Source organism: Candidiatus Paracoxiella cheracis (genome assembly GCF_049348705.1).
GTDB classification, from domain to species: domain Bacteria; phylum Pseudomonadota; class Gammaproteobacteria; order Coxiellales; family Coxiellaceae; genus Paracoxiella; species Paracoxiella cheracis.
Genome location: NZ_CP186485.1, coordinates 553002 through 576943, shown reverse-complemented (window position 1 = coordinate 576943; position 23942 = coordinate 553002). Strand labels below are relative to the sequence as shown.

Sequence of the window (23942 nt, the reverse complement as noted above, 5' to 3'; positions counted from 1 at the left end):
GATTTAGAAACTCACATTTTTTGATTATTGTCCTAACTGGCAAGGGATTTTATTTATCCAAAGTCCAATATACAGATGATTGGGGTGCTTATGAAAGACACCTGCCTCAATCAAAACATTTGGTGGGAAAGCAAAATACCCAAGCGATTGAACGAAAGCATCTCACGTTGCGCACACGAATAAAGCGATTAGCGAGAAAGACGATTTGCTTTTCTAAACTGGATAAATTGCACGACATTGTCATCGGATTATTTATCAATAGGCACGAGTTTGGGAGGGTTATTTAGATGCCATCAACAAAAATGAGGCACCACCTGTAGATTTTCGGCTGCTTGTTAGTTTCACTGAACTTCCTATCTAGAAAATAAACCAGGCTTTTGAAAGAGGTGCTGTATCTCTCTAGTTTATAATTATTATATAAAAATAAGCACAGTTTGTATTTTAAACCTGGTGTCTTATCATATCGTATTTGCCAATTGCAAAAATCCTAGTATGTATAATGAGTAAATCCCCCCTCATCATAGCTATATTTTTCAAGTTTTTTTAAGTGTCTAGCTTCTAATATATCAGTTAACAAAGCGGCTGTTTGGGCAAGCTTGGAATAGAGTTAACCGATGTGGAGCTTAGTATGAAATATAAGTTGAGAAAACTTAGTGGCGATAGTGGATTCGAAGAAGATTTTTCACGGGATACCTCTATACAGCATGCCTATGTAGAGGTTGCAAAGAAGAGTTTATTGCCGTTTTTATCTTTTGCACAGTCCGATGATGGCCTAAAATTACTGAAGAAATTACCGAACTCTTTCCCTAAACCTGAAAAGATAGAAGCTATTCAACGATTGAATCGTAAAAGTAATGGATGGAAAAAAGACCTAGAAGATATCAATAGCACAATAGGATTGTTACAGGAAATTGTTTTTGATGTCTCTTCAAATGACTCGCTAAAAAAGTTACGCCGTGATATAGCTAAAAGACTATTGGTTCAAACCTCCGAGATGGATCCTGGTAAACAGAAACATGCAGATTCTGGAGTGCGTGACTGGTTTTCAAAATTTGTTGTTAAGAGAAACGAGGATTTAGGTGTTTTTTTCAAGGAAAAAGATAAAGCTTTTCAAGATGCGCCCATTCAATTAAAGAGTCTGCAACAAAAATTTGAGAAGCTTAAATTTGAAGTGCCTAAAATAGAAAACATTTTAAGTGGACCAGGAAAAGGAGAGACTCTTGAAGATACGTTAAACCGTTTAATCCAGCAGCAAGAAATGGATTTCAAGGTTGTGTGCATTTATTCTTATCCACATCCACACACTATGGAGTTTGGAAAAAGTATTGGTGGTGGCAATAACCATAGTCCTGTGGTCATCGAGTCTCGACTCTTTATAATCAACAATCATATTAGGAAATCGATTGAATTGGGTCTTGATGAATACGAAAAAAAACATAAAGACTATAAAGAAAGAAAGAGCTATCCTGCGTGGCTTTCTATACTAGATCTAATAAAGTTAAATCCAAATGGTTATTACTATCAAGACTTAATTTCTATCTTTCGGGAATATGCTTGGAATGATAAATCAGCAAATACACTTATTCTACGTCGTTTAAAAAGTTCAGAAGATTTAAATGGAAACAATGCAGAAGGGATGGAATGGTTAAATAAGTATTATGGTGCTGAGATTTTGAGTGAAGCTTGGGGCGGAGAAATTTATAAACTTAATGAGCATCAAAGCGCTATTGAAGAATTAAACGCTTCTATTGAAGCTTTAAAAAGGAAAAGAGAGAATTTAGAAAGAAAAAAAGGACGTTATTTAGACGCATATAATAAGGCTATGGGTAATAATGCTCTAATTGCAAAAATAGGAAAATGTGAAAATTTAATTGAGAAATTTGATGCTTGTGTGCCTGATGATCTAACAGATCAGAGTTTCAATTACGCAGTTAGGTTCATTCACAGTAGTTCATCGCAGTTGCAAGAATGGTGTGAAAGCTTTCAATTCTTTAACGCTGCAAGTCAATCGATAAAAGATAAGTATCAATCATCGCTAAAAGCGTTAGAAAGTAAGATAAAACTTACAGTTGTTAACCTTTCAAATAGAGTTTCTAGCGAGATAGATAGCCACATTGAAGAATGCGATGTAATTTCAAATATAGAAGATTTTGAAGATTTAATAAAGGCAGTAAAACACACGTATGGAAAAATTGTATATTGGAGTGAAGGAGATAATAAACCAAATTCATCTCCTCAGATACAAATATGCCATCGCGAACAAATAGAAAGCCTTAAATCAAAATATGATAATTTATTATTTTACTTACAGAATGTATATAAAAGAATTATTAATCGAAAAATTGAAGAAGATTCACAAAAATTGGATGAAGAAATTAAGGTAATAGAAAGCAAGCTCCAAGAATCTGGTGTATGTCTAGATCAGGTTGCGCGTAATTTTTTAGAGGAAATTAAAACGAAGTATGAAAACGTGAAACGAGACAGTAACGATCACCTCAATGGCCCCTACATGAAAAATCAAAAATATCGAGACATAGGAGTTTTTGAAAAGGGTATTGAGCAGGTTAAAGCGTATAAGAAAGATCTAATAGACTTTGCGGATGAAAAAATGAATCTCTTGAATGAGAAAAAATCATGGTCTCGAGATATCGTCAACTGGATAAAAGAACGACTCGCTGCAGTACGTTCATTCTTTAGTAGATCTTCAAAACCGTATATCTCAAGTCGTCAAGCTGTGAGAGATACTTTGAACGGGTGTGCAAATTTCTTTCAACACCCAAATAACTCCCAGGCGGCTCTTAAGGCCTCTCCTGAAGGTACTGCCGCTCCGACGCACTGCTCGAAACTATGAAAAAAAGTCGGTGTCGCTTTTGTACTAACTTCTTTAATTTTTTTGATAAATATCAATTGGTTGACACATTTAGTGCAAATGTGACACCCGCCATATGGAAAGCGGGGGCAAAGCAGTTTATGATTGCCGTTTGTTTTTAATGGGATAAACATTGATGCCGAACATCACCCTAACTGACGGAAGTCAGAAGTCATTTCCCAAGCCCATCACCGTGCGGGAAGTTGCAGAATCGATAGGAGCGGGTTTAGCCAAAGCAGCGTTGGCTGGTGAGGTCGATGGTTGCCTAGTCGATACCTTCTATGAAATTGACCACGATGCCAAGGTTCGCATCATTACCGACAAAGACCCTGAAGGTCTTGAAATCATTCGTCATTCAGCGGCGCATTTGTTAGCTCATGCAGTAAAAGAGTTATTTCCAAAAGTCCAAGTGACTATCGGGCCGGTTATCGAGGATGGTTTTTACTATGATTTCGCTGTTGAAAATCCATTTACACCCGAAGATCTGGAAAAAATCGAAGCCAAGATGAAAGCATTAGCCAAGGCAGATTTTCAAGTCTCTCGGCGAAACATTGATCGCAACGAAGCCATTAAATTATTTGAAAAGATGGGTGAAGACTACAAAGTCCAAATCATTAAAGATATTCCTGGAGATGAGCAACTCAGTGTCTATCAGCAAGGTGATTTTATTGATCTGTGTCGTGGCCCGCATGTTCCTCGCACCAGTCTTATTAAAGCATTTAAGCTGACTAAGCTAGCAGGCGCATACTGGCGCGGCGACAGCAACAACGAAATGCTCCAGCGCGTCTATGGCACAGCCTGGGCGGATAAAAAATCGCTCGAGACTTATTTGAAGCGCTTAGAAGAAGCGGAAAAACGTGATCACCGCTTACTAGCCAAAAAAATGGATTTATTTCATTTTCAGCCAGAGGCACCAGGCAGTGTGTTTTGGCATCCTAATGGTTGGGCGATTGTGCAAGCCATTCGCACGTACATTCGTGACTTTATTCGTAAACATGGTTATGAAGAAGTGCACACACCCCAGCTAATAGACATTGAGCTTTGGAAGAAATCAGGCCATTTGGCGAAGTTTGATCAAGACATTTTCACATTGAGCTCGGAGAATCGTGGCTATGCGATTAAACCGATGAATTGTCCTGGTCACGTTCAGATCTTCAAGCAAGGGCTAAAGAGCTATCGTGATTTGCCGATTCGTTATGCGGAATTTGGCTCCTGCCATCGCAATGAGCCTTCCGGCACGTTGCATGGTTTGATGCGCGTGCGTGCCTTCGTGCAGGACGATGCTCACATATTTTGTACCGAGGATCAGATTTCCGGTGAAATTCTGCCGTTCATCGATCAGATCCACGAAGTTTATGCGGATTTCGGCTTCACCGATATCATCCATAAGCTTTCCACGCGACCCGAAAAACGTGTGGGTAGTGATGAGCTATGGGACAAGGGTGAAAAGGCGTTAGCGGATGCGCTTAATGCTAAGGGTGTTGAATGGGAAATATTGCCAGGTGAGGGTGCATTTTATGGCCCCAAGATCGAATTCTCGCTGCGGGACTGTTTAGGTAGAGTTTGGCAATGTGGCACAATCCAGGTAGACTTCTCAATCGCAGATCGCCTGGGGGCTCACTATATTGCTGAAGATGGCTCCAAAAAACCCCCTGTCATGCTGCATCGAGCTATGTTAGGCTCTATAGAACGATTTTTAGGCATCGTACTTGAGGAATATGCCGGTAGTTTGCCGCTTTGGCTTGCACCCGTGCAGGTGGTGGTGATGAATATTACGGATCGGCAAGCCGATTATGTGAAGCAAATCAAAGAAAATCTACAAAATCTAGGTCTTAGAGTGAAATCAGACTTGAGAAATGAGAAGATCGGCTTTAAAATCCGCGAGCATACTATTGCACGTATTCCCTATCAGGTCGTGATTGGGGATCGTGAAGTGGCTAATAAAACATTAGCGGTGCGGGCTCTTGAGAGCTCAGAAACAGACACCATGAGTTTGGATGAGTTTGCAAGACACTTGCAAGCTGAGATTAACCAGCGTGGTCGAAAAGGGGGATCTAAACATTAGACCAAAACAAACACGAGTGAATACTCAAATTCGAGTCCCAGAGGTTCGATTAATTGATGAAAAAGGCAACCAGGTAGGGGTTGTGAGAACACAAGAGGCGTTGAGTCGAGCTGAAGAAGTTGGGCTGGACTTAGTAGAAATTTCGCCTAATGTGCGACCGCCCGTTTGCCGTATCATGAATTACGGTAAATATCAGTTTGAGCAAAGTAAAAAGCGCTCCGCTCAAAAGAAAAAGCAGCGGCTCATTCAGGTCAAAGAAGTTAAATTTAGACCGGCCACGGATGTGGGTGACTTCCAAGTGAAGGTGCGCAAGATTAGAAGCTTCTTAGAACGCGGGGATAAAGTGAAAGTGAGCTTGCGTTTTCGTGGGCGCGAGATGCAGCATCGCGAATTGGGATTAGAGTTGTTAGATCGTATCAAGCAAGAATTGGGTGATGCTGTAATAGTAGAGCAAGAGCCAAAATTAGAGGGCCGACAAATTACGATGGTTGTCGTGCCGAGTAAAACTGAAAATAATAAAAATGAAAAATCTTCTAAAGTAAAAGACACTGATAAAATAAGTGAAGTGGAATAACTTCAAGGTTTCAGAATAATTAAAGGGTTTGAGAAATGCCAAAAATGAAAACAAATCGCGGTGCGAAAAAACGGTTTAAAAGAACGGGAAAGGGTGCGTTAAAGCACTCCGCGAGTAATCGCAACCATATTTTGACAAAAAAGGCGCCAAAACGTAAACGCCAGTTGCGTGGTTTAAGTGCTGTTAGTAAAAGTGATGCTAGAGCGATTGACGCATTGTTAAAAGATTAATAAATATTTTTTCTAGAAAAATGAGGGTTTAATAAAATGCCGAGAGTTAAACGAGGGGTTACTGCAAGAGCCCGACATAAAAAAGTATTAAGTAAGGCGAAAGGTTATTACGGCGCTCGCAGTCGTGTGTATCGTGTTGCAAAGCAAGCAGTTATTAAGGCAGCACAATACGCGTATCGTGATCGTCGCCAACGTAAACGACAATTCAGAGCGTTGTGGATTGTGCGTATCAACGCCGCTGCGCGTCAATACGGACTATCTTATAGTCGGTTGATGAACGGCTTAGATAAAGCTGCGATTGAGATCGATCGAAAAATGTTGGCTGACTTGGCGGTTAATGACAAGCATGCGTTTGAGCAATTAGCTGAAAAAGCAAAGGCCGCGTTGTAATTAGGATTCAGGAACTAGGAGTTAGGATTCAGGATTTTAAAAGGTTCGTTTTGTTAAACCCTGACTCCTGAATTCTGAAAACTAAATAACATGCAAGATCAACTTGATTCACTGTTGGAAAACGCCAAATCTGCCATTCAAAAAGCAGATGATTTGAATACGCTTGAAAAACTTCGCGTCAAATATCTCGGTAAAAAAGGCGAATTAACCGAATTATTAAAATCCCTTGGCACGCTGTCGGCTGCAGAGAAACCCAAATATGGCAAAGCCATCAACCTTGCCAAGCGTGAGCTTCAAGATTTATTGACTCAGCATGCGAGTCAATTACAAGTGAAAGCCCTTGCAGCGAAATTAATTGCTGAAAAAGTGGATGTCACATTATCCGGCCGGTTCGATCAAATCGGCAGCATTCATCCCATCACATTAGTACATGAGCGTGTGACGCAATTATTTACGTCAATGGGGTTTCAATTTGCAAAAGGTCCCGAGATTGAAGACGAATATCATAATTTTGAAGCGTTAAATATTCAGGCCGACCACCCCGCACGCACGATGCAAGACACGTTTTATTTCGAAGGTGATAAATTATTACGAACTCACACCTCACCCGTACAAATTCGTGAAATGAAAAAAGATGGCGCCCCGATTCGATTGATTGCATTGGGTCGTGTTTATCGTCCTGACTCCGACCAAACACACACCCCGATGTTTCATCAAGCAGAAGGATTAGTAGTTGATAAAGCATGTACGTTTGCAGATTTAAAAGGCCTGCTTGAAGATTTTATGCGTCGTTTTTTTGAAGAGCCCGATTTGCAGCTACGTTTTCGGCCTTCTTACTTTCCCTTTACGGAACCCTCTGCCGAAGTGGATATTTTAAGAAAAAGCACTGGTCGTTGGCTAGAAGTTTTGGGTTGTGGCATGGTGCATCCCAATGTTTTGCGCAATGTAAATATCGATCCTGATGAATATTCTGGATTTGCTTTTGGCATAGGTTTGGATCGTCTGGCGATGTTACGTTACGACATCCCTGACTTGCGATTATTGTTCGAAAACGATTTGCGATTTTTAGAGCAATTTTGAGTTAGGTTTCGGGTTTTATGAATCAGGATTGTGCTTGGAGAATGACGAATGCAGTTTAGTGAAAAATGGTTACGAGAGTGGGTTAACCCACCCGTTGATACCTCTGAACTTGCCGAACAATTAACAATGGCAGGTTTAGAAGTTGACTCGGTAATACCGGCTGCATCGGAATTCAACGGTGTTGTTGTTGGTCACGTTATTTCAACAGAACAACATCCCGATGCTGATCGTCTTCGCGTTTGTAAAGTGGACGTTGGCAACAATGAAATCCTTGAAATTGTTTGTGGTGGACAAAACGTTCGTGCAGATTTAAAAGTCGCTGTTGTGAAAGTGGGTGGCCGTTTAGCGGGCGATTTTAAAATAAAAAAATCAAAACTCCGTGGTGTGATGTCTCACGGCATGATTTGTTCCGAGCGTGAATTAGGACTGTCAGACCAAGATAAGGGAGGTATTTTAGAGCTGCCGAACGATGCGCCGATTGGTCTGGATTTTCGTGAATATTTACAGCTCGATGATCACTGCATCGATATTGATTTGACACCGAATCGTGGTGATTGTGCGAGCATTCGTGGTATCGCGCGCGAATTGGGGACTATCAATAAAATTAAATCGACAGCACCCACAATATCAGCTCAACGCGCCACAATTAAAGATACATTTCCGGTAACACTCATGGCAAAAAAAGCCTGTCCTCGTTATGTAGGCCGCGTGATTCGTGATATCAATAACGATGTTGAAACACCGATGTGGATGCAAGAACGTTTGCGACGCAGTGGTTTGCGCAGTATTCATCCGGTTGTTGATATTACTAATTATGTGATGTTGGAATTAGGCCAACCCTTGCATGCCTTCGATTTAGAAAAACTCGATAAAGGCATTGAAGTGCGAATGGCAAAACGCGGCGAGAAAATTACCTTACTCGATGGTCAAGAGCGTGAGTTAAACGACCAAACGTTAATCATTGCCGATCATAAACAACCGCAAGCCATTGCTGGTGTTATGGGTGGTGATAGTTCCGCCGTTAATGAAAGCACGCGGCATTTATTTTTAGAAAGTGCTTTTTTCGTGCCAGCGAAAATTACCTTAAGCGCGCGTCATTATGGTCTATCCACCGATTCGTCTTATCGCTTTGAGCGTCGTGTTGATTATGAGTTGCAGGCGGTGGCCATTGAACGTCTCACAGCATTGTTGCTTGAAATAGTCGGCGGTGAAGCGGGGCCACTAATTGAAGAGCAATCAACATCGGATTTGCCGGTTTCACCCAAAATCCAATTGCGTCGCGATCAAATAAAACGTTTGCTTGGAATTACGTTAAACGATAGTGATGTGGAGTCGATATTAATGTCGCTAGGTATGGCGCTAAAAGCTAATAAAACCGGGTGGGAGGTTACGCCGCCCAGTTACCGATTTGATTTAACGATCGAGGCAGATATTATCGAAGAGCTAGCGCGACTTTATGGTTATAACAATATACCGGCGCGACAGATGTCGGGCGAGTACAGCATCCCCGTACACTCCGAGGCAAAAATTCCCGTACCACGATTGATGCGCTCACTGGTGGATCGTGGGTATCATCAAGCCATTACGTATAGCTTCGTCGATAGCAAATTACAAAGCTTGATTGATCCAGAAACAAAGCCTATTCCACTGGTTAATCCGATTGCAAGCGATATGAACGTAATGCGTACGAGTCTGTGGCCAGGCTTATTGAAGACACTTCAATACAACCAGAATCGCCAAATCCAACGGGTGCGACTCTTTGAGCTCGGCATGTGTTTTTGGAAGGAAGGCGACGATTGGCGCCAGGTGACTAAGCTCGGTGGTTTGGCCTCAGGGGGTGCTCATTCGCTGCAGTGGGGTGAATCTGAGCGTTCGGTCGATTTCTTTGATGTGAAAGGAGATGTGGCTGCGTTGTTGGATCTGACCCGTCGAGGTCGTGATTTTCGTTGGGTCACATCTTCGCATCCGGCTCTTCATCCCGGCCAGTCTGCGGTCCTATACGACAAAGAGCGGCCCATTGGCTGGATAGGGGCTCTCCATCCAGATCTGGTCGATAAGTTGGATCTCAGTCACCCGCCTGTCCTGTTTGAGATCGATTTTGAGGCTATAGAGGCTCGATCTATGCCCAAATATCACTCAATCTCCAAGTTCCCAGCCGTGCGGCGTGATATCGCTATCGTGGTCGATAAGGAGGTCTCGGCAGAAGCTATCGAACAAAAAATTGTAGAATCTGGTGGGCACTTATTGAACATGGTTCAAATTTTTGATATATATGCGGGTGAACATATTGAATTTGGGAAAAAAAGTGTCGCTTTGGGCTTGACCTTTCAGGACCCTTCGCGCACTCTTATAGACGATGAAATTAATCAAGTCATTGATAGTGTTGTGGCTGTGCTAGAACATGAATTCAATGCAAAACTGAGGGCATAGTCATGGCACTCACAAAAGCAGACCTAGCTGAACATTTGTTTAATGTCTTAGGCTTAAACAAGCGTGAAGCAAAGGACCTCGTTGAGTCATTTTTTGAAGAAGTACGCATCTCACTCGAAAGAGGTGAACCTGTAAAATTATCAGGCTTTGGTAATTTTAATTTGCGCGACAAAGGTGAACGGCCTGGGCGTAATCCGAAAACGGGTGAAGAAATTCCTATTACGGCACGTCGTGTGGTTACTTTCCGTGCAGGACACAAACTTAAATCCAGGGTGGAAAAAAATGTCAAGCCAGAAGATCAAGGGGAATCATAAGCTAGGAGTTGAATTACCTCCAATTCCAGATAAGCTTTATTTTACGATCGGAGAAGTTGGCAAACTGTGTCAGTTGAGACCACATGTGTTGCGTTACTGGGAGCAAGAATTTACGCAGCTCTCGCCGACCAAACGCCGTGGTAATCGCCGCTATTATCAACACAAAGATGTTTTGCTCATTCGCAAAATTAGAAATTTATTGTATGAGCAAGGCTATACGATTGAGGGCGCGCGCCAACAGCTCTCAAGCGAAAATATTAAAAGTAATCCGCAGCAGAAAAGCTATCAAACAGTGCGCGATGCAGTGCATGATTTGGAAAAAATGGTTGCTGATCTCGAAGATTAAAACTAAACTTTTCACATTATTTTTGAGAGGCAGTTTTGTCGCCGAGCGCCTGTGCCTGGAAGCACAGGCAGGGTTATCCAAGATTTCAAAAGTTGCGCCATGGAAGGCAGGCATTAAATAGCTTACGAAGAAAAAAGCTACTATTTATAAATTTATTTTATCCGTCATCGAATTTATTTCTGAGCTTTGCGTTGGTGAAGCAAGTTACCTATAATGGCGGGTCGTCGGGGCGTAGCGCAGCCTGGTAGCGCACTTGCATGGGGTGCAAGGGGTCGCAGGTTCAAATCCTGCCGTCCCGACCAAATTAGTCAGAAATTATCTAAACCAGAGAAAAAGAGAATGGAATCATGCTCATTGTGTATAAAATTTAATAATTATGTGTGTGAAAAATGGCCATTTTAGCGCGACAAAAAAAATACTGAGTCTGTCAGGCAACCCATTGAAATATTAACTTCCGTAATTTGATGCGTCAGGGTAGCCTTGCTATCTTATTGAAACTCATTGATAATAGTGATCTTCCCTCACTTTACCGGACACATTTTTTTTCGATTTTACGCAGCACATTCAAGCGCAACAGGGGTCTTGTAGTCAATAGCTGAATGCATTCTTCTGTGATTGTAATAGCCTTCAATATACTGAAAAAGACTTTGCCTTGCTTCAGCGCGTGTTGTGTAATCATTCACATGCACAAGTTCCGTTTTTAGGGTATGGAAAAAACTTTCTGCAATGGCATTATCCCAACAATTAGCCTTTCTGCTCATTGAACCAATCAGCTTGTTTTGCTTGATGATTTCCCTATATTTTTTCGAACAATATTGACTGCCCCGATCAGAGTGTATAATCACTTGCTTTGGATATTTTCGTTTGAATAACGCCATCAATAACGCATCACACACTAAATCTTGTTTCATGCTTTTATTCATTGACGAGCTGACCTTCCCCCTAAACTAGTACCAGGACACCGATGAGATATTCATGTTAAGCAGCCTGTTTCGCAAATTCAATAGGCGGCATATAATTTAATGAACTGTGTGGTCTTTTAGTATTGTAGTGCTTTCTCCATTGGTTGATTTCATGTCGGGCTTCTTCAATTGAACGAAACCAGTGTTGATTTAAACATTCGTTGCGGAACTTGCCATTTAAGCTTTCAACAAACGCATTCTGAGTTGGCTTTCCAGGTTGAATGAAAGCAAGCTTGGTTTTGTTTTCCCTGGACCAAAAGAACATTGCTTTGCTTGTAAACTCTGTACCATTATCACAAACAATTTGTTTTGGCAGCCTGCGTTGCTCACTAAGCTCTGCTAGGAAGCGTGCCACCTGACGTCCTGATATAGAAAATGCTGTTAGCTGGCCAATAAGTTCACGATTAAAATCATCGATAATGTTTAGCACACGAAAACGCCTTCCATTGGCCAGCTGATCGTAAACAAAATCCATCGACCAACGCTCATTTCTCTGAGTCGGTGATGACATCACTAATCGTAGTCGCTGTATTTTTTTACGCTTTTTTGTACGCACCTGGAGCTTTTCTTCTTTGTAAATCCGGTAGGTTTTTTTCTTATTCATGACAAGCCCCTCTGCTTTTAAGAGGCTGTGAAGCATTAAATAACCATACCGAGAATACTGAGCTGCCAATTCTTTTAATCGAGCTCTAATCAACTCGTCTCGTCGCTTTTTGGGTCCGTAACGGTAAGCCGTTCGACTTAGCCCGACTAGCTTGCAGGCCATTCGTTCACTCAGCTTAAAGGCGCTCATTAAGTGACAAACAACCTGCTTCTTGCTAGCAGGCGTTACCACTTTTTTGAAACAACATCCTTGAGCGCTTCATTTTCTAACATCTTTTCAGCCAGCAGCTTTTTTAACTTATTGTTCTCGGACTCCAGCTCTCGCAGGCGCTTAGCTTCGTTAACCTCTAGGCCAGCATACTTGCTACGCCAATTGTAAAAAGTACCGCCAGATATGCCTAAGCGACGGCACAGGTCTTCCACCTTAGCGCCACTTTCATGCTCTTTGATCGCTTTAATGATTTGTTCTTCTGTATATTGGACTTTGGATAAATAAAATCCCTTGCCAGTTAGGACAATAATCAAAAAATGTGAGTTTCTAAATCTTAACCTGTTTTTTGCAGCAATTCGTAGAATTGCTCAGGTGTAAAATTTATTTTATCCAACCATGATTTTACTATCCCAATCAAATCCTCTATTTTTTCAGGGTCTGAGTTTTGCGTCTTTTCTTCAGTCCTCTGAATCGTTTTAATTTTTGAGTTGCTATTTTTGAAAATAGCAGGATGTCGCGTGCGTTTCCCCTGCGTATCACCTTTGGTTCTGCCTTGCGGATTACCGCGTGGTTTGCAGAGATTAGCAGGCGTGCCAACGGTATCAAGCACCGTAGAAAAACCCCGTTGCGTTTGTGAAGGGGTCGCAGTTATTGATGGTTTTTCGTTATCCACTTGGAAGCTCGGCAAATACCGCTCCCATTTTTTCGGTAAAATCGGGGCAAGATTCCTCGCTAGATAAAGTTGCGTATACGCTAATGCTGTCATCCGCCACCAATCTTCTTCGTGCTTAACATCCGGTGTTTGGTATCGGTCAAATAACAGTTTGTCTTTACCAAAACGAAAGTAGTGTTCAATGTCATAGCGTCTATCGTAATAGTGATACGCTTCTAATGCTGTGATTTCATTACGTCGTTCACCAGCGAGTCCTAACCAGAGTGGATTTTTATATAAAGATTTACCGTTAGCATCAACCGCAACCAATTGCACAACAGTAACAGGATGCTCATATCCTTTAAATTGCTTTGAACCACGCAGGAATTGGTCACGCCATATTTTAATCTCCAATTGGTAAGTTTTGCCACTGCGGGTTGTAATGGGTTGCTGCACAATCTCATCGGATTCACGGTGAGTCGTGCTGTCGTTTAGTTTCATCGCATCACCATAGCGTTTTATACTTCCTGAGGTATTATCTTCTATTGATGCGGGCGCGAAAACATTACGGGTACTGTTAAAACGGAAAAGATGTACCCAATTGGGATTTTCGCTAACCAGTTTACGGCAAGCTTCTGTACCATATTTTGAATCAGCCACGCTAACCACCAATTTATGAGTAAGCGCTAAGTCTGCAATACAACGGTTAATTTGCTGCATCCCAACTACATTGCCTTTTTCATCGCTTTTAACGCGCCTCGTATCCAGTGGAACTAACCAATGCTTTTCTTGAGCTGCACCATCATTGGGCAATAGTGATACCGTTGAATATTCATGTCCAATGGTAATCGGTTTGTTACCCGGTGCTGGATTAGGGCTGTAAACCACATGGCGATCTTCAACACAGTGTGCACTTTGACGCGACTGTGGTGTCGTATCCGCAATAATGATCACACGGTCATCGCTATGACTCACATGTTCATATTGTATTTTCATCATGCTATCCCAACAATTTGCTACCGACAAACCATCGCTAATCGCATCGGTAATACTACTGTATTCACGTTCAAAGTATGGCGATTCACATAATTCTATGGGTGTTTTGCAGCGATGGCCATGGCTTGAAAGGGCATCGAGTAAATTCATATTGGCATCGCGTCGCGCGGGGAAGATGTTGTAGAGGAATGTACGGAATTGTTTTAGTTTTTCTGTCGCTAACATCGTTTGTTCCTTATTTTATTTTTTCGAACAAACGTTGTTTACAACGTAAAATTTTTTTTCGGTTTCTATGTCAAGCAATTTTTAATTATTTTTATAAATTTATCCAAAGTCCAATATAACGTTTTTTCATGTTGAGATCTCCTCGGTCGTAGAATAATTGGAAATCTCATCCATGTCATGGTGTTAAGTTTGGGGGAAAGGTCAACTGGCTACTAAATACTGTTCCTAAAAAATAAGAGCCGCCTACTAGAAAAAGAAATTTTCCGTAGATTAACGCTGATATATTAAATTTATTTTGCATCAGAAAAGGACCGACCACGTTAAAAGTAACCATAATTCCAAAAATTAAAGTTAATATCCCTATATACCCTAGAAATACTATACTTTTAATCATATGAGCATAGGTATTTATTAGATTTTTTCTGTTTAAAGCAGTAGATTTTAAATGTCTGTTTGTTTCTGGCACGAATACATAGATGGCTAATAATAGAGTTATTGCTAACACTGACATGATCAAAAAATTTGCTTGCCAACCTAGATAGTGTTGTATATATCCACCAAATACTGGAGCCAAAATAGGTGATAATGAATACACCATAGAAGAATAGGTTGTCATTTTAATCAATTCTTTTCCTGAGAAACTTTCTACTATTATAGCGCTACCGATAGTAAATCCACATCCCATACCAAGCCCCTGTATCGCTCTAGAAATTAATAGTGTATAAATTGAAATTGAAAAAGCAGCACTTAAACTACCCACTGAAAAAATTAATACCCCCATAAGTAAAATAGGTTTACGTCCAAATTGATCTGAAAGTGGCCCATAGATAAGTTGTGAAAGGCCCAAAAAAAATATGTATACAGTTAAAGTTAACTGTAACAGAAGGCTAGAAGTATGCATTGATAGCAACATGACAGGCAAAGATGGCAAGTACAAATCGATGGCAAGCTGCGGCAACGGAAATATTGCTAATAGGGAAATAATAAAGAGTGGCTTCGGCTTTTTCATCAAGCTAGATTATACGGATCAGATGGGCACAAACACCGTATAAAATACGGGGCTCACTCGGGGTGCCGTATTTGCACTAACTTCCCTATTTTATTGATATGAAAGCATAAACACTCCTCAATAAGTGCGTACCGGGTTCATACTTATTTTTTATATTAAGTTAGTTGCAAAAGTTAATGCACTCGTACCGTATTTACACTAACTTTCTTTGTTTTTTCTCAAAAAATCAAAATGTTGAAAAAGTTAATGCAAATGTGACACCCATCATTCCCACCCATCATTTTAACTTTTTAAAGTAACCCAAAGCAGCAATGCGGGCTTTTTTGTGATCTACTATTGGTAGCGGGTAATTTTCACCTAGCTGCACAGCGGATTTTTTTAATATTTCCTTGGGCGCATTAGATGGCTCATGAATATATTTCTTCGGCAATTTAGCCAGCTCCGGCACCCATTGCAGCACATATTCACCATTAGGATCGAATTTTTTACCCTGTAAAGTAGGATTAAACACACGAAAATAAGGTGCCGCATCAAGGCCCGTACCTGCGACCCATTGCCAACCGAACGCATTATTTGCAGAATCTGCGTCTAACAAAGTATCCCAAAACCATCTCTCTCCTTCACGCCAGTCAATCAATAAATCTTTCGTTAAAAAAGACGCCACAATCATTCGCACGCGATTATGCATATAACCCGTTGCCCAAAGCTCTCGCATCCCCGCGTCAACAATCGGATAACCCGTTAATCCTTTTTGCCAAGCATATATTTTTTTCTGGCTTTTTTTCCATTTTAAGGCATTAAATTCTTTTTTATAATTTCTATCTCCAAGTTGCGGAAAATGAAATAATACATACTGACAAAATTCACGCCAAATCAATTGACGTAAAAAAGCCTTATTTTGCTTAGTTGCATCCCACACCTGCCAAATACTAATTTCACCAAAATGTAAATACGGCGATAAATGCGAAGTACCCAACAAATCAGGTCGATCACGATTTTTATCGTAATTTTTTAACCCACTCTTTACAAAACGCTTCAACACTTGCTTAGCAGCCCTCTCACCTACTTTCCAAATTTTAAATCCTTTACTCCAATCAGGATTTTTGGGCAATAGCCTCCATGACTCAATGCGATCAGACGTCACCTTCGATTGCTGCACCAATTTACGCGGGGCCGGCAATGGTTTTACATCCCCTATTACTTCAAGAACACTTCGCCAATAAGGTGTATAGACCTTAAAATACTCACCTGATTTATTTTTAACATCCGCCGGCTCAGTGAGCAAACTACCGTTAAAGGTATGCACATTGATATCATGCCGGACAAAATGTTTTTCGATATCCGCATCACGTTTCATCAGCAAAGGATCATAAGAGCGATTCCAATAGACAGCTTCAGCCTTATATTTCTTAGCAAGTTCAACGAGAATTTTTTTTGAATTCCCTTTTTTTAAAACGAGCGTTACACCCTTTCGTTTCAATGCATCCCTCAAAGCAGTTAAGCTGTGGTATAGCCACCACTGCTGTGCCGCACCCAGCGAACGCGATACAGAGTTGTCAAAAATATAGACAGGAATTAAATTATGAGTGGCATCAGCCGCTGCCGATAATGCGGGATTATCCGATAAACGCAGATCATTGCGAAACCAAAGTAGTGCTGTCATCCTAAATTAACCTTAGCATTCCACTTGTTTAGATACAATAATTTAAAAAGAGGTTTTCAAAGTTAGTGTGTACCGCATTTGCACTAACTTTCTTTGCTTCTTTCCAAAATATCAATAAGTTGAAAAAATTAGTGCAAATGTGGCACAATCGCTATTATGTCAGCGATTGTTTGGGAACCTTCCAGTGAAGCTAGTAGCCAAAGTAGTATGGCTGCGTTTATTCAATATGTAAATTTACATCACCATCAACAAATTGGAAGTTACTCACGGTTATATCAATGGTCGATTGATTATCCCTCCTTATTTTGGGCATCGATTGCAGATTTTTGCAAACTGATCACTTCACAGCCTCCCGATGGGATTAAGGTGCCAAGCAATAAAATGCAACACACCCAGTGGTTCACTGGCGCAAAACTTAATTTTGCTGAAAATTTATTGCGTCGCCGCGATGAACATCTCGCTATTATTTTCGCATCCGAGCGTGGCGATTATCGTACGCTAACTTACAATCAATTATTTTCAGAAGTCACCGCACTATCCAACCACTTGCGCTCATTAGGCGTAAAGTCGGGTGATCGCATCGCCGGTTTTTTGCCGAACCTGCCCGAAACAGTCATTGCCATGTTAGCAGCTACAAGCATCGGCGCCGTATGGTCTTCGTGTTCATCGGATTTTGGCTTGCAAGGTTTATTAGATCGATTCGGCCAAATAGAACCCACCATTTTATTCGCCGTCGATGGCCACACCTATAAAGGCAAGGCTTTTCATCATATCGAAAAAATTAAAAATCTTCAGGAAACATTACCCACGCTAAAACAAACCATTGTTGTGCCATATCTTAATAAAACTCCCGATATAAGTTCACTCAAAAATACACAACTTTATTCTGACTGCCTAAATCAAAGTACAAATAATTTTTCTTTTGAACAATTACCCTTCGACCACCCGGGTTATATTATGTATTCCTCAGGCACAACAGGTAAACCCAAGTGCATGGTTCATGGTGCAGGCAGAACACTCCTTCAGCATTTAAAAGAATTAATATTACATACAAATTTAAATTCCAAAGACCGCATATTTTTCAATACAACCTGCGGCTGGATGATGTGGAACTGGCTCGTTAGCAGCCTTGCTGTAGGCGCCACAATTGTTTTATATGAAGGTGCGCCCTTTTATCCCAAGCCCACAGCATTATACGATTTAATCGATAAAGCTAATATTAATATTTTTGGAGTAGGCGCAAAACTCATCGAACTCTCCGCTAAACAAAACTTAGAACCCATAAAAACACATGCTCTATCCCAACTCCGTAGCATTCTGACAACAGCATCACCTCTAACTCCAGAGAGTTTCGACTACGTCTATACAAAAATAAAACGTGATGTTTGTTTATCCTCTATTTCAGGGGGAAGCGATATTATTTCATGTTTCGCACTTGGCAATCCGATGTTGCCTGTATACCGTGGTGAACTACAATGCATTGGCCTAGGCATGGCTGTAAAAATTTTTAATGATGAAGGCAAGCCTGTTATCGGTGAAAAAGGTGAGCTAGTCTGCACCGCACCATTTCCATCGATGCCGATTTATTTTTGGAATGACCCTAACGGTGAAAAATACCAACATGCCTATTTCGATAAATACCCTGGAATTTGGGCGCACGGTGATTACGCTGAAATAACAAAACACGGCGGCATGATTATTTATGGTCGCTCCGATACAACTTTAAACCCCGGTGGAATCCGTATTGGCACAGCCGAAATTTATCAACAACTCGAAAAAATTCCCGAAGTCATTGAAGGCTTAGCCATTGCTCAACAATGGGAAAATAGCGAACGCATTATTTTATTTGTTGTCTTGAAATCTGGATTAAAATTAAACGACATGATAATTAAAACTATTAAAGACCTCATCCGCAAAAATACCTCTCCACATCATGTCCCCGCTAAAATAATTCAGGTGCCAGATTTGCCACGCACCATTAGCGGTAAAATTGTCGAACTCGCCGTGAAGGAAATAATCCACAATCAACCTATCAAAAACAAAGAAGCGCTCGCCAACCCCGAAGCACTGGATTATTTCAGAGATCTTGAGGCCTTACAATAGCATTCTATCGGGCGCCAGGCGGGACTTTCAATCACCCTCCTGCTTGTAGGAGCAAATAACTTAATTGGTAGTACCAATACAGGTGTGTTAAAATTGGAGCTCTACTTAACATTAGGAGTGCTTTAGTATGTATTTACGTAGTTTACTCTTTTTCCCCCTCTCTGCCTGCATTCTTCTATTCACTACAACAAGCTTTGCCTGTGACTATAGCAACAGCCAGGCAGCAACTGATACTGCAAATGCAATTAAAAACTCGCTGAATAACTATATTAAAACTCACTACACAGGGACGGTCTACAAGTCAGTCAGATATGACTCTTGTAGCTTAGTTGCAAAAACTGAATGTGACGACATGAGTGGGTGCACTGGTGCTATTTATATCAACGAATGCAAATCCAGCACTAACCCTGAATTTAACTTAGGAAACTCGAAACGCTTATATTATACGGGTTCTGGAAGTTGCTCTCACATTCGCAAACACTTGTCTGGGTCTGTCCGTACTAACGCAGAAAATAATAAGTATGGAGTAAAACTTCCCGGTAAAGAATATATCTATAACGCAAACTAACGGTACTTCGGAGCGTCAGTTGTGCGGGAAGTTACTGCTTTGAGCGACAAGCGTGTCGCGATGCTCGTGATAGATTATTGCCATCCCTGTCAATAATCGACTCGCAATACGCGACAACTTAAATAGCCGCGGACGTCCTCGTCGCCCGCGCTCCGCGACCTCACGGCTCGACTACGCACGGGCTCTCAAATGACTTGACGGCTCGTAAAGATTTTTTGCAGTCGCTTACGCTCGGCAAAAAATCCGAGCCTACCGCGGAATACGCGCCTTCGCTTCGCTCTCCATGGCGCGCATCGATCGAATAGCATTTCAATTGCGGCAGAGAAGTTGGGGTTACTGTTTTACGGGCGCAAGTACAATGGAGGTACTTAGCAGCCAAGGATGGCGACTCCCGAAAAACAAAGATGCCCAATCTCGCACACCAGGCAATTGAAACCAATAAAGCGTTTTATACTTTTCAAAATAATTACAAGAGGAGCTATTCATTCAAAGACATGGCTTTCACCATCACGAAGCGTGCGCCGCATGACTTTACCCACATTTGATTTTGGTAAATGCTGGCAGAACTCGATCTGTTTTGGCACTTTGTAACCGGTCAATCGTTCCCGACAAAAATCCATGATTTCTTTTTCAGTGAGGGCATTGTTTTTATTTTTTTTCACTACGAAAGCCTTTACGGCTTCACCGGATTTTTCGCTCGGCACACCCACAACAGCGGCTTCTTGTACCCCGGGATGCGATACAATCACTTCTTCAACCTCATTAGGATAAACATTAAAACCAGAAACTAAAATCATATCTTTCTTGCGATCAAGAATAAAAAGAAAACCGCGATCATCCATCTTAGCGATATCACCCGTTCGCAACCAACCATTTTTATCGAGCACTAATGCTGTTTCATCATCACGATGCCAATAACCTTTCATGACTTGCGGACCCTTCACGCATAATTCACCCGCTTTTCCTATCGGTAAATCATTCCCTTCATCGTCACGAATTGTCACATCGGTTTCGGGCACAGGTAAACCAATACTACCGTTATAATGCTTCATATCTAAGGGATTTATTGAAACAACCGGACTTGCCTCTGTTAAACCATAGCCTTCAATCACAACCTTGCCCGTTGCTTTCTGCCAGGCCTCGGCCACTGATTTTTGTATTGCCATGCCACCGCCGATAACTAATTTTAAGCGTGAAAAATCGGCCTTGGAAAAATTCGGATGATGTAGCAATCCGTTGAATAGTGTATTTAACCCCACAAATATAGTAGGTGGCTTTTTACAAATTATTTTGATAAACCCTTTTAAATCGCGTGGATTTGTAATTAATAAGCATTCCGAACCCAATGCCATAAAACAAAAGCAACAAACCGTTAACGAAAAAATATGGTAAAGTGGCAAGGGTGCCAATATAACTTCATTGCCAAGAGTTAATCCCGATTTAACCCAGGCCAAACACTGAGCGACATTCGCAAGCAAATTTCGGTGTCTCAGAACAGCGCCCTTAGCTAAACCCGTTGTGCCACCCGTATATTGTAAAAAAGCAGGGTCCTCAGCTTGAATATTGATTTCACCCAATTGCAAATGATGTCCTTGTTTCATCACGTCTTTAAACATAATGGCATGGGGAATATGCCAACCTGGTACCATTTTTTTCACACGCTTCACAACGAAATTTGCGAACGCTCCCTTGATTAACCCTAAGCAGTCACCCATTTTCGCGATAATGACGTGCTTGATATCTGTGTGAGGCAAGGCTTTTGCAAGCTCATAGGCAAAATTTTCTAAGACAATAATTCCCGTCGCACCGGAATCTTTAAGCTGGTATGCCAATTCTCGTGCAGTATATAAAGGATTTACATTGACGATAATCAAACCCGCACGCAACGCACCAAACAATGCAATAGGAAATTGAAAGAGGTTTGGCATCATAATGGCAAAACGCTCAGATTTTTTCATCTTTAATTCTTTTTGTAAAAATGCAGCAAAATGACGCGTCATTACTTCAAGTTTATGATACGACATTTTTACATTAAAATTATTAAAAGCATGTCGTTTAGAAAATTGCTCACAATGCTCTAAAAATGCTTCTACAAGCGAATTGTAGGTATCCACGTTCAGCGTTTCAGGCACGCCCGGGGGATAACTTTTTAACCAAACTTTTTCCATGAATTAACCTTCAGTTTTTTCGGAAAATCTCGATACTAACTCTTCTGGGGCAAAATCATCAACGTTAATAATACTCATTCGCGCATTAAACGCATCGAGCAATTGTTTCCCTTCACTTGCGGTAATTACGTTCGCTGTGACACCATTAGCTACTTTTTCCTCATAATTTTTACCCTTAATCACATGTTGCTTAATGGCTTGATGCAATTTTTTCTCTAAGGGTTCTACCGCGATGACTTTCTCTAACACAGATGCAATAGATCCGATGGGGTTGTTCGCTGTATCACTCACGTAGGCATGATTCGATAATCGCGCTCGAATCCGACTCGGATATAATAAATATTTTGCAACCTCACTACTTAAATCATCGCTAGGAGGCTTTGCGCGACGACCTAATGGAAACACAATCAAGCGTAAAATCCATGACAACCAACGATTGGGCATATTGGTTAAAAATCCATTTAACTGAGTTTGTAGACGATACAAAATTTCCTCGCACACCCATCGAACAAACGGCAATCCTTCTTTCTCTTCCAGTAATTCGTAATATTTTATCGATGCAGAACCCATATAGAGCAAGCTTAACAAATCACCCAATCGTGCAGAAAGTTTTTCTTTGCGTTTTAATGTCCCACCCATCGTCAACATCGCCACATCAGCAACCAAAGCAAAAGCAGCACAATAACGCGATAATTCTTGGTAATAACGTTTCAACTCACCCTTTGGTGCGCAAGCCAAACGGCCGCAGGTTAACGCTAGAAAAAACGCACGCACTTGATTGCTGATAATAAAGCCGACATGCGAAAACAGCGCACGATCAAACTTAATTAAACCCGCTCTTTGATCTTCATCTTGCACCGCCTGCATTTCTTTCAAAACATAAGGATGACAACGAATGGCTCCTTGCCCAAATATAATCATCGATCGCGTTAATATATTAGCGCCCTCCACTGTAATACTAATTGGACTTTCAATATATGTTTGCGCCAAATAATTATTGGGCCCCATGCAAATACCCTTGCCACCATGGATATCCATCGCATCATTTACTACAGAACGACTCATATTAGTGACATGACATTTACTGATTGCTGAGGCTACCGCCGGTTGTTCGCCGCGGTCTAGCGCAGCAATAGTAAATAAACGCGTTGCGTCCATTAAAAATGTATGAGCACCGATTCGACCTAGAGCCTCTTGCACACCACCAAATGCGCCAATATAAATATTAAATTGCTCACGAATGCGCGCATAAGCACCCGCTGCAAAAATCATTCGCTTTGAGCCTCCCACCGCCATCGAAGGCAATGAAATACTGCGCCCTGCTGCCAACGATTCCATCAACATCCGCCAACCGTGTCCCGCCATCTTCGGGCCACCAATAATCGAGTCAAATGGCACAAACACATCTTTGCCTTGCGTAGGACCATTTGGAAAGGCACAGCATAATGGGAAATGACGACGACCCGTAACAACCCCCGATGTTGATGCTGGAATTAATGCGCACGTAATACCGATATTCTCTTTATCACCGAGCAAATGCTCAGGATCATACATTTTAAAAGCCAAACCAATTATTGTGGCCACGGGCGATAAGGTAATATAGCGTTTATTCCAATTAAGACGGATGCCTAATGTATCTTTACCATCGATCGTTTCTCGACACACCACACCATAATCAACAATAGAACTTGCATCAGAACCAGCGACCGGACTCGTGAGCGCAAAACAGGGAATATCCTCGCCACTTGCCAAACGCGGCAAATAATAATTTTTTTGTTCTTCTGTTCCGTAGTGCAATAATAATTCGGCGGGGCCCAATGAATTTGGCACGCTGACAACAGTGGCAACCGCAACACTCACACTCGCTACTTTCGCAATGACTTGTGCGTGCCCTAAAGCTGAAAATGCTTTCCCACCATATTCTTTTGGTATGATTAATCCAAAAAAACCGTGCTTTCGAAGATGCACCCAAATTTCTTTTGGCACTTCAAAGGTACGCTGATTAATATTCCAATTGTTAATCATGGCGCATAATTCTTCAACGGGACCGTCTAAAAAAGCTTGCTCTGCTTCGGTTAATTTTGCTTTTGGAATTTTCCGTAATTTGTTCCAGTCCGGCATGCCGCTAAACATTTCACCTTCCCAACCCACCGTGCCAGCGGCTAAGGCTTCCCGCTCCCTAATGGACATCGGTGGCATGAGTGTGCGATATATTTTTATTAACCGGGCAGAGAATAAATGGCGACGTACAGGTCTTATATTAAAAATACTGGCGAGAATCGCCCAGATTATCCATAAAATTATAAGAGTAGCAGCACTGGCATGACTGAACACTGAAACGAGCACCAATAAAATGGCAAACGCAATTGAGCTAACAATAATAGAAGCACGATTAAAGGCGAGAATAATAGCAACTGCTAGGAAAAGTACGATCCAGCCAAATACCACCACAATCTAAGTCCTCCAGGGTCCATCCTTCATAAA

General features: G+C 41.4%; 17 protein-coding genes, 1 tRNA gene and 2 pseudogenes. 13 read left to right on the top strand and 7 right to left on the bottom strand.

Annotation, left to right across the window (positions count from 1 at the left end; translation table 11 throughout):
- Positions 1–71: 71 nt before the first annotated feature.
- From ACJMKR_RS02970 to ACJMKR_RS02920, 11 genes and pseudogenes are all read left to right on the top strand, one after another.
- Positions 72–287 (top strand): annotated as a pseudogene (locus ACJMKR_RS02970) (IS1 family transposase); the annotation flags it as partial.
- 341 nt (positions 288–628) lie between these two features.
- Positions 629–2851, top strand: coding sequence for a hypothetical protein (locus tag ACJMKR_RS02965; protein ID WP_423063709.1), 2223 nt, complete (start codon positions 629–631; stop codon positions 2849–2851).
- A gap of 154 nt (positions 2852–3005) precedes the next feature.
- Complete coding sequence (thrS, locus tag ACJMKR_RS02960) at positions 3006–4934, top strand: threonine--tRNA ligase (RefSeq protein WP_423063708.1); 1929 nt, start codon at positions 3006–3008, stop codon at positions 4932–4934.
- A pseudogene (infC, locus tag ACJMKR_RS02955) lies at positions 4930–5445 on the top strand (translation initiation factor IF-3); the annotation flags it as partial. The gene thrS and the pseudogene infC, both read left to right, overlap by 5 nt.
- Before the next feature lie 98 nt (positions 5446–5543).
- Positions 5544–5738, top strand: coding sequence for a 50S ribosomal protein L35 (gene rpmI / locus ACJMKR_RS02950; protein WP_423063706.1), 195 nt, complete (start codon positions 5544–5546; stop codon positions 5736–5738).
- A 36-nt stretch (positions 5739–5774) separates the two neighbouring features.
- Positions 5775–6128 (top strand): 50S ribosomal protein L20, encoded by a 354-nt coding sequence (rplT, locus tag ACJMKR_RS02945; RefSeq protein ID WP_423063705.1) that lies wholly within the window; start codon positions 5775–5777, stop codon positions 6126–6128.
- A 90-nt stretch (positions 6129–6218) separates the two neighbouring features.
- Positions 6219–7208, top strand: a complete 990-nt coding sequence (pheS, locus tag ACJMKR_RS02940) for a phenylalanine--tRNA ligase subunit alpha (RefSeq protein ID WP_423063704.1) — start codon at positions 6219–6221, stop codon at positions 7206–7208.
- Between the two features lie 48 nt (positions 7209–7256).
- Positions 7257–9638, top strand: a complete 2382-nt coding sequence (gene pheT, locus ACJMKR_RS02935; RefSeq protein WP_423063703.1) for a phenylalanine--tRNA ligase subunit beta — start codon at positions 7257–7259, stop codon at positions 9636–9638.
- Between the two features lie 2 nt (positions 9639–9640).
- Positions 9641–9952, top strand: coding sequence for an integration host factor subunit alpha (locus tag ACJMKR_RS02930; RefSeq protein ID WP_423063702.1), 312 nt, complete (start codon positions 9641–9643; stop codon positions 9950–9952).
- Positions 9921–10298, top strand: a complete 378-nt coding sequence (locus ACJMKR_RS02925; RefSeq protein WP_423063701.1) for a MerR family transcriptional regulator — start codon at positions 9921–9923, stop codon at positions 10296–10298. The genes ACJMKR_RS02930 and ACJMKR_RS02925 overlap by 32 nt, the downstream gene beginning before the upstream one ends.
- Positions 10299–10523: 225 nt before the next feature.
- Positions 10524–10600, top strand: a tRNA-Pro gene (locus tag ACJMKR_RS02920).
- Between the two features lie 249 nt (positions 10601–10849).
- On the opposite strand, the gene ACJMKR_RS02915 is transcribed toward ACJMKR_RS02920, so the two are convergent.
- The 5 genes from ACJMKR_RS02915 to ACJMKR_RS02895 all read right to left on the bottom strand — a co-directional run bounded on the left by ACJMKR_RS02915 (position 10850) and on the right by ACJMKR_RS02895 (position 16619).
- Positions 10850–11221: an IS3 family transposase gene (locus ACJMKR_RS02915; protein WP_423063700.1), complete on the bottom strand. Its 372-nt coding sequence runs from the start codon at positions 11219–11221 to the stop codon at positions 10850–10852.
- 55 nt (positions 11222–11276) lie between these two features.
- A protein-coding gene (locus tag ACJMKR_RS02910) for an IS3 family transposase (RefSeq protein WP_423064172.1) occupies positions 11277–12382 on the bottom strand; the annotation gives its coding sequence in 2 pieces (ribosomal slippage) (positions 11277–12103 and positions 12103–12382; 1107 coding nt in all).
- A 26-nt stretch (positions 12383–12408) separates the two neighbouring features.
- Positions 12409–13947 carry a transposase gene (locus ACJMKR_RS02905; RefSeq protein ID WP_423063267.1) on the bottom strand — a complete coding sequence of 513 codons (1539 nt, stop codon included), beginning with the start codon at positions 13945–13947 and terminating at the stop codon, positions 12409–12411.
- 175 nt (positions 13948–14122) lie between these two features.
- The gene (locus ACJMKR_RS02900) at positions 14123–14956 is read right to left on the bottom strand and encodes an MFS transporter (RefSeq protein WP_423063699.1); all 834 of its coding nucleotides are present in this window, start codon (positions 14954–14956) and stop codon (positions 14123–14125) included.
- A gap of 277 nt (positions 14957–15233) precedes the next feature.
- On the bottom strand, positions 15234–16619 hold the full coding sequence (locus ACJMKR_RS02895) for a cryptochrome/photolyase family protein (protein ID WP_423063698.1): 1386 nt from the start codon (positions 16617–16619) through the stop codon (positions 15234–15236).
- Positions 16620–16775: 156 nt separating this feature from the next.
- Between ACJMKR_RS02895 and ACJMKR_RS02890 the strand changes: the two genes are divergently transcribed.
- Positions 16776–18722: an acetoacetate--CoA ligase gene (locus ACJMKR_RS02890; protein ID WP_423063697.1), complete on the top strand. Its 1947-nt coding sequence runs from the start codon at positions 16776–16778 to the stop codon at positions 18720–18722.
- Positions 18723–18849: 127 nt separating this feature from the next.
- The gene (locus tag ACJMKR_RS02885; RefSeq protein WP_423063696.1) at positions 18850–19290 is read left to right on the top strand and encodes a hypothetical protein; all 441 of its coding nucleotides are present in this window, start codon (positions 18850–18852) and stop codon (positions 19288–19290) included.
- A gap of 482 nt (positions 19291–19772) precedes the next feature.
- Here ACJMKR_RS02885 and ACJMKR_RS02880 read toward each other — a convergent pair whose 3' ends face one another.
- Both ACJMKR_RS02880 and ACJMKR_RS02875 read right to left on the bottom strand, forming a co-directional pair.
- Positions 19773–21458: an AMP-binding protein gene (locus ACJMKR_RS02880; RefSeq protein ID WP_423063695.1), complete on the bottom strand. Its 1686-nt coding sequence runs from the start codon at positions 21456–21458 to the stop codon at positions 19773–19775.
- 3 nt (positions 21459–21461) lie between these two features.
- Positions 21462–23906, bottom strand: a complete 2445-nt coding sequence (locus tag ACJMKR_RS02875) for an acyl-CoA dehydrogenase (RefSeq protein ID WP_423064171.1) — start codon at positions 23904–23906, stop codon at positions 21462–21464.
- Positions 23907–23942 lie beyond the last annotated feature (36 nt).